Genomic DNA, 6617 nt, shown 5'->3' with positions numbered 1-6617 from the left:
CCCTCGCCCCCCCCCCGGTTGTGCGCTTGGGGGGGGGGGTTTCGCTGGGGGGGGGGGCGCCCGCGGCCCCCTTTGGGTTTGTCTTCGGTTAAAACGGGGGGGGGGGGGGGGGGGGGGGGGGGGCCCCCCCCCCCCCACGCGGCACCAATGCGATGAGATCACCAAAGGGCGCTGGAGGCACCGGCGGGGGTGGCGGTCGACAGCCGGTCCACCTCGTCCTTCAACCGGGCCAGGAGGACCCCCAGGCGATCGTTGCTGATCGGCTGCCGTGCACGGACGGCCTCCTTGATCGCGTCACGGCTGATCCGGCCGCTCTCCCGGTAGGCGGCCCACGCGACCGGCAGCAGCTCCTCAAGCCACTCGTCGTCAGCGGCTTCCCGGTCCTGCGGGAATTCGCCGTCGTCCGGGACGGACGGCTCGGCGTCGTCCGGGGCCTCGCGGACCGGCTCCGGCAGTGGACTCCCGGCAGCCACCGGGGAAGGCAGCGACTCCCCGTCCTGCTGGAGACCGGTGTCGTCCGGGACGGACCGCTCGCCACCGTCCGCGTGCTCGCGGACCGGCTCCGAATCCGGGGCCTCAGCAGCCGCTGCGGGGGGAGCCAGCACCTCCCCGTCCTCGACACCGGCGGGCCGCCCGTCCACTAGGACCTGGCCGTCCTCCGCCGGGTCCGCCGTTGCGGACGGGTGCACACTCCGGCCGTGCGGACCGGGCGCTTCGACGTGGCCGCTTCCGAACTTTCGCAGGTCAACGACCGCCGGGGCCGCAGCGGACGGCGCGGACGGGACAGCCGTCGATCCGGTAGCCGGCCCGGACTCCACGGGGTGGCCCTCCGGCGTCTCCTCGCCCCTTGCAGGCGGTTGGACAGCTTCGCGGACCGGTCCGGGACCGCTGTCCTCGCCGTCCCGGACGGACAACTCGGCGGTCCGCGCCATCAGGATGTACAGGTGGACCGAGCCCGCCAGGGCCAGCGGCGCGAGCGTGGAAAGCACCCCGACGACGCCGTCCGCGAGGTGCAGCGTGGACCGTCCGGACTGCGGACCGTGGTTCATCGTGACGGCGTGCAAGGCGTTCACCCCGAGGCTCGCTGCGGTGGCCGTCAGGAAGAGGAACCAGACGTAGGCTCGCGCGCTGAACGGCTGGTGGCGAAGCAGCAGGAGAGCCCGCACGCTGTACCCAATGAAGCCGTCGATGAACACCGGGAACAGGTAGCTCATCGTCTCGCTCGCGTGGATCGCTATGGCGACCTGCCGCAGCGCGTCGAAGGAGAACGCGAAGCCGGCCGCACCGAGCGCGATGATCGCGGTGCGGTCCCAGGCCGTCATGCCCTGCTGGGTGCGCGCGACCTGCTGACCTTCGGTCGTCGGCGTTATGTGTGCGTTGGGCATCAGAGGTTGCCCCCGTCGCGCGGGCTGATGGACGACCAGGCTGCGGTCTGGGAGAGCAGCTGACCGAGCTGTTCGAGGGAGGTCACCGCGTGCACGTGCTGGCTGGGGCAGCTGATGCACGACACCCGCAGCGTGATGGACTCCGTGCCGCCCTGGTCGGAGTAGTACAGCTCCAGGTGCTGGCCGCCGACCGTGTCGAGCGAGGCGAACGCCTGGAGGTGCTCCTCGAAGGACAGGAGGCCCAGGGTCTGCCACTCCAACGTCACTGCCTCAGCGCCGAGGAGCCGGTGGGCGTACCGGCTCGCCGCCTCGGTCGACCGGGGCCCCCAGGTGCGGAAGGCATCTTCCCGAGCGGCGGTCCGCCGCTTCTCGCCAGCCGTGAGCTGCTCGGCCGCAGAGACCATGATCGGGTGGGGCATCGGAGGGCCTTCCATGAAGTAACTGGTGGAGATCGTGTTGCTGTTGCCGGGGTCGTTGGCGAGATGGAGCAGGACGTCCGCGTGGCACGGCACGTCGAGCGGGCAGGTGCACATGAGGTCGAGGCCGCGGAGCGCGCGGGCGAACTCGTCGGCGTAGTACCGGCCGACCGGGCCCCGGAGCGTGGCGGCGAAGAGGTCCACCGCTTCCTCCGCGTCCATCGGCGCTCCGGCCGGTGAAGCACTGCGGTCCCCGGCCATGAACGGGTTCGCGTACGGGCTGAGGGGCCCCACATATGCACAGGGTGTGGACAGGGCTGCGGCGTCCGGTGCCGCTCCGCGCAGGCGCACAGGCATCAGGCTGCCCTCCCGCCGCGTCGACGGTCCGCGCCGATCACTGGGACGAGGCTGGTCACCATCTCGGCCAGTCGGCTCGCCACCCGGGCCCCAACGAAAGCGGTGAGGTCCGGCCCGTTCTCGTCCCGGGCGGGCAAGTTCGACGTGAGGATGGTCGGGAGGCAGAAGTTGTACCGGTAGTTGAAGAGCCTGTACGTCACCTCCTCGGTCCACCCCGAGGTCTGCGCCGAGCCGAGGTCGTCCAGCAGCAGGTACTGCACCTCGCTGAGTCGCCGCAGCTCGCGCTCGGCCGCGCCCATGACCTGGGAGGGCCGCAGCCTGCCGTACATGTCGGCCGAGTTGATGACGATCACCTCGAACCGGTCCGGTCCGCCGGCCGCGATCCGCCGCAGCGCGCCGAGCGCCTCGTACGTCTTGCCGGTGCCGGTCGGCCCGGTCAGGAGCAGGGCACCGGCGGCGGCGCTGTCGGCCAGAGCGCGATCGGCCCAGGCCGTGACCTCCGGGAGAGTCGCTTCGGCATCGCGGTACCTAGGCGGCGTTGCGGCGCTCCATCGGCTCAGCGCGTAGTCCGCACGGGCCTGGTGGTGCCACTGCCGGTCACCCGGGTTGGCGTCCCGCGGGTCGTCGCCCATCGCTTCCGGCGCGACCGGTAGCCCCCTCGCAGCAAGTATCCGGTCCATGGCCCGCAAGGATGCGGCGCTGCCCGCGCGCACTGGGTGGGCCATGATCAAAATCCGTTCTGGTAGGCGCTGGGCTGGGCGGTGTTCTGGAACGGAACCCACGTTCCGGGCTGCCGCCGCAGCGGGACGACGTTGGTCCCTGCCGCCGCTGCCGGGGCCTGGTCAGGAAGGTCCGCCCAGATGCGGAGCAGGTATCGGGCGGACAGCGGCGGGCGGGAGGTGTTCCAGCGCCGAGCGACCATCTCGACCAGCCGTTCGTGTCCCCAACGGGCCGAGAGAGCTGTTACCAGGTCCCACTCCGCTTCGGTCAGCCGCCAGCCGACGACCATCTCCGCTCCGGTCATCGCCGCTACCAGCTCCTTGGCGCCCTCCGGGACCTCGACCGAATCCTGAGCTGCTGGAACTTCACGGAGGTTTGTGCCAGGAAAGCTAGCTTGCTTTTGGGTGGTAATACTCCCGTAGGGAGTATTACCACCACGCGCACGCGAGGAAGAAACTTCCGGCTCGGCATGAAGAAACTTCCGCGTCGAGGGCACCTCCGTGGATTTCCCGGAAGCTCCTTCCTGGAAGATGATTCCGCTCTGCGGCACGCCGGAGCCGGAAGTAGGAAGTTTCGTCCCCGTGTCCTCCGTACTGCCGCCGGCCTGGCCGCCGAGGAGGATCGAGTAGCTGCTGCACTTGGAGCGCCCGCCCCCGCTTTCGCGGCTGATCTCCCCGAGCGATGCCAGGTCACCGAGGCAGGTAGTGATCGAGCGGACCGTCAAGCCGGTCAGCCGCGAAATCTCCTCCAGAGTCAGGATTGCCCGCCCCTGGTCGTCCGCCTCCCGGGCGAGAGCTAGCATGACCAGCCGCGAACCCCGACACGCCTTGGATTCCGACCAGACGAGTTCCGTTGCTATTTCGCTCATGCTCCAGTCCCGTCCAATATCGCTATGAGCCGTGCCGGGGCGAGGCCGAAGGTTTCGTCGTCTTCGGGGATGTACCCGGTCTGGTGCGGCTCCGGGGTGAGATAAAGCTCCCCGGTCGGAAGGTAGAAGTCGTGGGCGAGCCGCCAGTCCGCGCCGTCGAAGGCCAGACGGACCATCCGCGCCACTCTTTCTTCGGTCTTTCGACCGAGGGGCCTGCGGTAGAAGTCAGGATCGAACAGGTAGGTGGCTGCCCGTCGCTCGGGAAAGATCCGGACCAGAATGGCAGTTGGTACGAGTTCCCTGATTGCATCCCCGACGCATTCCCGCGTCGAGGAGGTGAGATTGTTCAGAGGCATGGAGAAGCTCCTGGACCGCCGCAAGGAATACCCTGCGAGAAGAATCGTTTCCTCGCTGCGTCAGGCAGCGTCAGTGCTTCGAGCCGGCGGCGAGGCCGGTTCGGTCCGGCGCTTCTGCCGGTAGGTCCGGGCGAGCCTCAGCAGGTTCTCGTGTGTGATCCCGAGGCCCCTTGCCACGGCGGCGGCGTCCATCGTGGCGGGGGCCTCCGCGAACCGGGCGACCACCGCCCTGCGCTCGGCTTTGCTCAGCGCCGCGGTAGAGCCCCGGAGGGCCCGTCCTACAGCGTCCTTGTCCGTGCGCTGCTGCCAGCTACTGCGCAGAGCGGAGCGCTCCGAAGCGATCAGGCCCCCGCGAATGCCGAACTCCTCGTCATCCCGCAGGGCCTCGATCAAGCACCGAGCGGCAGTCGCAAGGGGGCAGGCCGCGCACAGATTCAGGGGCCTGATCAGGGAAAGGCCCAGCCGTTCCACGGTCTCCACCGGTTCCGAGTGCGGGCCGTCGCCGAGGGGGAAGAACATGCTGGTCTCCCGCCCGGCGCACCGGGCGTTCTCGGCCCAATGCTTTCCACGTGCCTTCTCGGATTCCCTGATGAGGGGGCCCCAGTCGCCCCGCAAAGCCGCCTCGGAGAGGTCGGATATAGTGGTTCTCATTTCGCCTCATGGTGCTTGCGGCACGCAGTGCCTTATTCGGCCTGGTGCGAGAAAGGGAATTGAGAGCTGTTGCAGCCCTCGATTTCGGGGAGGCGCAACTACGCGGCTTCGCTGTCGACCGAGACTTCGGTAACAGGCTTCGTGAAGTTGTAGACGCGCGAATCGCCGGGGACCGAGAACTCGACGTCGAGGATCTTCCCCAACGTCTCCCATTTCTCGTGGTCCCAGTCCGGCGAGGCGTCGAGCTGTGCGCTCACCCAGGCGTCGATGGAGGCGTCGAGGTCGTCAGCGTCGGCCATGGCCGCCCTCACGCTTCCAGCAGGAGGGGTACGGTCGGGCTCGACGGCCCCAAGAGGGCCGGGGGCGTGCACGCGCACTGCGTGGCTGGCCGGCCTGCGGTCTGGCTGCTGCCCGGAGCGGAGAGGAAGCGGTCGTCACTGACGCCGTGGGCAGGATGCGGCTGGTTGGGGCCAGCTGCTGGGGGAGGGGTTCCCTTCGGCATGGCAGGCATGCGATACTCCATGGTTGCTAGGAACGCGCGCAGCGGCCTCTCGCCAAAGATGTCTCGCTGCTCGCGTAGTAGTGAATCGGCGACCCTCGGGTGCGCCAGCCCGGCGTCCAGGAGTTGGTAGCTCCAGGACGCCGGTGTCGTTTTGCCCCCGATTCCGGCAGGACTCGTCTTCTGCGGCGCCGAGTTCGCCTCCAGTGGACTGTTGCGCAGGCAGGCACGGCAGTGCAGCATGCACAGGAGTCCCCAGGAGGCTGGCACCATAGAGGGGCGAAGCCCGACCATCAGGTTCGATACATAAACTTACATTATTTTCCTAGAAGTATCAACCCTGGTCTACGGCTGCCCCGATCCCCTCTCGACCGCCCGACCCTGGAGTGCAAGTGCCCCCACGTCAGTTCGACGGCAAGCGTGTACGTGCTGTCCGGCGGGGCCTGAACCTCACCCAGGGTGACTTGGCCGCCGCGGTGGGCGTCTCCGCCCCCACTGTGGCGAAATGGGAGAGCGGCGACGATCACCCCAAGGGCGAGAAGTTGCCCGCGATTGCAGCGGCGCTCGGCCAGCCGTTGGGTGACCTCTTCCCCCACGATGGCCCCGCGGATCTACAGCTCCTGCGGTGTGACGCCGGCCTCAGCATCGCGCAGGCCAGCGAGAGCATCGGGGCCACCCGAGTCCCGGTGACCAACGCCGAGACCGGAAGGCGTCGGCTCGGTGGTGACTACGTGCTGCCGCTCGCAGCGGCCTACGGGGTGACCAAGGAGGCACTCCTGGCCGCTCAGGACCTGTCGTTCGGGATTCGCCCCGCGACCTCGGGTGGCGAGCAGGGTTCGGCACCCCGCACGATCGGCGAGAAGATCAACTACCTCCTGGAGCACGGGTACGACCAGGGGGCGCCCTCCAATGAGGAGATCGCGCGGGCTGTAAATGATCACGCGGGCGGCCCCGTTGTTACCGTCGAGGACATCGCCGCCCTCCGCGCGGGCGATGTCACCGAGGCTTCCGAGGCGGTCCGCGCCGGCCTGGCCGAAGCGCTCCAGGTCGACATCGAACTCTTCCGGGATGATGCCGAACTCAGCCCTGCGGTCCGCGAGTTCTTGGAGGCGGTCCGCTTCATCGGCTCGATCCGGCAGGGACAGATCCTCGGTCTGGCCGCACGCGGCAACGGTGCCGGTCTGTCCGCCGAGATGATGGCCAAGATCAACGATCTCGTCGGTGAGCTGAGGGACAAGCTGCCAGACGTGCCGGACGGAGACTGAGGCATCGGCAGCCAGTCCCCTGCTGCCCCGATCCGTGAGGACCCTGCCTGGCGCTGCCCGGCGATAGTGCATGGACATGTCAATATGGCTGGCGCTGCGT

8 protein-coding genes are annotated in these 6617 nt (G+C 68.8%); 1 reads left to right on the top strand and 7 read right to left on the bottom strand.

Annotated features, from left to right (window positions below):
- Positions 1 to 158 precede the first annotated feature (158 nt).
- From ACIRD3_RS22545 to ACIRD3_RS22515, 7 genes are all read right to left on the bottom strand, one after another.
- Entirely contained in the window at positions 159 to 1385 is a 1227-nt protein-coding gene (locus tag ACIRD3_RS22545; RefSeq protein ID WP_402219397.1) for a DUF2637 domain-containing protein, read from the bottom strand.
- Complete coding sequence (locus tag ACIRD3_RS22540; RefSeq protein WP_402219394.1) at positions 1385 to 2158, bottom strand: DUF6195 family protein; 774 nt, start codon at positions 2156 to 2158, stop codon at positions 1385 to 1387. The genes ACIRD3_RS22545 and ACIRD3_RS22540 overlap by 1 nt, the downstream gene beginning before the upstream one ends.
- The gene (locus ACIRD3_RS22535; protein WP_402219392.1) at positions 2158 to 2790 is read right to left on the bottom strand and encodes an ATP-binding protein; all 633 of its coding nucleotides are present in this window, start codon (positions 2788 to 2790) and stop codon (positions 2158 to 2160) included. Before ACIRD3_RS22535 ends, ACIRD3_RS22540 begins: the two co-directional genes overlap by 1 nt.
- 95 nt (positions 2791 to 2885) lie before the next feature.
- A complete protein-coding gene (locus ACIRD3_RS22530; RefSeq protein ID WP_402219389.1) occupies positions 2886 to 3746 on the bottom strand; it encodes a hypothetical protein in 861 nt (286 codons plus the stop codon).
- Positions 3743 to 4102 carry a hypothetical protein gene (locus tag ACIRD3_RS22525; RefSeq protein WP_402219386.1) on the bottom strand — a complete coding sequence of 120 codons (360 nt, stop codon included), beginning with the start codon at positions 4100 to 4102 and terminating at the stop codon, positions 3743 to 3745. The genes ACIRD3_RS22530 and ACIRD3_RS22525 overlap by 4 nt, the downstream gene beginning before the upstream one ends.
- Positions 4103 to 4162: 60 nt before the next feature.
- Positions 4163 to 4753 carry a WhiB family transcriptional regulator gene (locus tag ACIRD3_RS22520; RefSeq protein WP_402219384.1) on the bottom strand — a complete coding sequence of 197 codons (591 nt, stop codon included), beginning with the start codon at positions 4751 to 4753 and terminating at the stop codon, positions 4163 to 4165.
- 98 nt (positions 4754 to 4851) lie between these two features.
- Entirely contained in the window at positions 4852 to 5052 is a 201-nt protein-coding gene (locus tag ACIRD3_RS22515; protein WP_402219381.1) for a hypothetical protein, read from the bottom strand.
- A 592-nt stretch (positions 5053 to 5644) separates the two neighbouring features.
- On the opposite strand from ACIRD3_RS22515, the gene ACIRD3_RS22510 reads away from it, so the two are divergent.
- A complete protein-coding gene (locus tag ACIRD3_RS22510; RefSeq protein WP_402219379.1) occupies positions 5645 to 6517 on the top strand; it encodes a helix-turn-helix domain-containing protein in 873 nt (290 codons plus the stop codon).
- The last annotated feature ends 100 nt before the right edge of the window (positions 6518 to 6617 follow it).

The sequence above is a fragment of the Kitasatospora sp. NPDC093550 genome, assembly GCF_044764985.1.
Lineage (GTDB): Bacteria > Actinomycetota > Actinomycetes > Streptomycetales > Streptomycetaceae > Kitasatospora.
Note: the sequence above shows the minus strand (reverse complement) of the source record. Positions and strands in the feature narration are given on the sequence as shown.

What these genes read in the sequence shown, in the direction of transcription:
- ACIRD3_RS22545 (WP_402219397.1), bottom strand. Translation starts at nt 1,385, where the DNA reads ATGCCCAACGCACACATAACGCCGACGACCGAAGGTCAGCAGGTCGCG.
- ACIRD3_RS22540 (WP_402219394.1), bottom strand. Translation starts at nt 2,158, where the DNA reads ATGCCTGTGCGCCTGCGCGGAGCGGCACCGGACGCCGCAGCCCTGTCC.
- ACIRD3_RS22535 (WP_402219392.1), bottom strand. Translation starts at nt 2,790, where the DNA reads ATGGGCGACGACCCGCGGGACGCCAACCCGGGTGACCGGCAGTGGCAC.
- ACIRD3_RS22530 (WP_402219389.1), bottom strand. Translation starts at nt 3,746, where the DNA reads ATGAGCGAAATAGCAACGGAACTCGTCTGGTCGGAATCCAAGGCGTGT.
- ACIRD3_RS22525 (WP_402219386.1), bottom strand. Translation starts at nt 4,102, where the DNA reads ATGCCTCTGAACAATCTCACCTCCTCGACGCGGGAATGCGTCGGGGAT.
- ACIRD3_RS22520 (WP_402219384.1), bottom strand. Translation starts at nt 4,753, where the DNA reads ATGAGAACCACTATATCCGACCTCTCCGAGGCGGCTTTGCGGGGCGAC.
- ACIRD3_RS22515 (WP_402219381.1), bottom strand. Translation starts at nt 5,052, where the DNA reads ATGGCCGACGCTGACGACCTCGACGCCTCCATCGACGCCTGGGTGAGC.